Annotated in this window: 4 protein-coding genes; all 4 read right to left on the bottom strand. The window is 42.9% G+C overall.

Going from position 1 to position 1,916, the window contains the following annotated elements:
• A partial coding sequence (locus RMO35_RS11175; protein WP_309741236.1) for an HD domain-containing protein occupies window positions 1-247 on the bottom strand: 247 nt, incomplete at its 3' end.
• A 300-nt stretch (window positions 248-547) separates the two neighbouring features.
• Entirely contained in the window at window positions 548-973 is a 426-nt protein-coding gene (locus RMO35_RS11170; RefSeq protein WP_309741233.1) for a DUF6010 family protein, read from the bottom strand.
• Between the two features lie 55 nt (window positions 974-1,028).
• Window positions 1,029-1,481 (bottom strand): 2TM domain-containing protein, encoded by a 453-nt coding sequence (locus RMO35_RS11165; RefSeq protein ID WP_309741230.1) that lies wholly within the window; start codon window positions 1,479-1,481, stop codon window positions 1,029-1,031.
• 20 nt (window positions 1,482-1,501) lie between these two features.
• Entirely contained in the window at window positions 1,502-1,879 is a 378-nt protein-coding gene (locus RMO35_RS11160) for a DUF6220 domain-containing protein (protein ID WP_396135652.1), read from the bottom strand.
• Window positions 1,880-1,916 lie beyond the last annotated feature (37 nt).

The raw sequence follows: 1,916 nt of genomic DNA, 5'->3' as shown, positions 1-1,916 counted from the left end.
CCGCCCCATCCACTTCAAATCGCTGTTCCCCTCCAAATCGTTCTGTCAGTCCTAAATCGTGCATCACAGCACCTAAATATAGCAGTTCGCGATCGCATTTGAGTCCATCGCGTTTACCCAGCAAATCGCCAAAGAAAAACGTCCGCAGGCAGTGATTGCACAAGAAAGACGGCGATACTTCTGTGGTTAGTTGGGTGGCCTTTTTACAAATGTCGCTATCTGGAATGGAATAGTTAGTTAAAGACATTGTTGCTCCTTGAATAATGAATAAAGCTTTGGGAAAGTGAATTGGCAATAGACTAGAGTTAACTGAGCTTAAATCTCAGGGTGGAAATACTGTGGCGGAGGTTTATTACCAAGAAGTGGGTCGATCGCAAATAGGACAAGGTAGTGCAGCTTATGGAATGGCAATGTCAACGTTGATGATTTCTATAGGGTGGGGTGGATCGATGATTGCAAAGAAAAAGGAATCAAAACTTTAAACAACCAGCAGAATGTGGGTTTGAAGGTAGGATCGATCGCTTTCTGGAAGATGAAGATCTCTGCTTCACGTTCTCTGTGCCTTGCCAAACCAGGTAAAGATCGAAGGTGCGCCTCGGAAATACCACAACGCCAGTACCGGATCGCAAATCATGCACCCAAACGATGATAGTGGCACGAATGGTACGATGGGGGTGCCGTATAAGTGATGGACTGTATCCCATGCTGTGTGCAGCAGCCAGCCAATCCCGATAAATCGGTAGTCCTTTAATCCAAAGTAGGCAACACCAGTCATCACATTACAGAAGGCAAATTCCCAGCCTAGTAAACCACCATTAAGATATGCAGATCCAGCTCCAGCAATCAATAGGGCACTGAAATTGCGACGGTTTGGCTCTCTAAATAAAGAGCAGAGGGTAATAAAAATTAAAGCCACCACTAACGGTGAAATTAGCTCGATCATCGTTATTTCAGGTCTAGATTGGATTGGCATAGTATTACTCTGACTTTATTTTGTGCGGTTGGTTAGTATGGAAAACTAAATATTTCTACATCTTTTGTCGATATTCCCATTTCTGAAAAGCACGATCGTATGCGTAGCCCTGACGTTGAAAAAAGACCCGCCACGCAGCCACTCCCCGCACGATTCCCCAGGAAGTTAATACATATAGCGACCAAGGAACACCAAAACCAGTGAAGAAATTGATGGGAATCAGACAGGCATTCACGATCGCATACTTACCAAATCGATCTTGCAGTTTCGATCGACGATAGAGATCGAAATCTTGATGTTTTTTAATTACTTGTTGCTGACTGAGCCACCGATCTCTTGCAAGTTCGATCGTCTCAGGAGAGATACTGAGTTCTTGGGCGATTTCTAGCAATTGAGAATGAGGTAAATCAGTATCTAGAGTCGAGCGATCCGACAGTGCAATATCTAAAATTTCTCGAACATTTTCCTGGCTATAAGCGTGAGTTGAGGATTGTTTTGAAAAGTCCATAATCCAAGCAATTTAATTTATTAGTTGGTAACAGCATCTATGGGATCGAACACCTCATGCCAAGCTCGATGAACCAGTGTGGTTGAGGATGTAAATAATGAAAAGCCGAGTAGTGGGTGGAGAATACCTAAATGTAAGAAATGATTCAAGTGTCCCGTGACAAATTGCAGCGTCAGTAGTATTCCTAAACCTACTGTCAGCATCTTGATTTTTTGAGAGAATGGATGAACGAATAGCCCTGCTAAAAGTAGAACAACTAGTCCACCATATCCGCGTACCAGTAGAACGTGAATGTTCCACCAAGTAGGATCGTCGAAAACTGCTAATCCAACTGTTAATAGTTGAGCAATCAGGCAAAAGTTGAATAGTACTGCAATTGCCAGAAACCCTTTTTGAATCCAGTATCCAGATAATTTAGTTTGCTCAGAATGAAGT

This window comes from Chamaesiphon sp. OTE_20_metabat_361, assembly GCF_031364565.1.
This window is presented reverse-complemented; position numbering and strand designations above follow the sequence as displayed.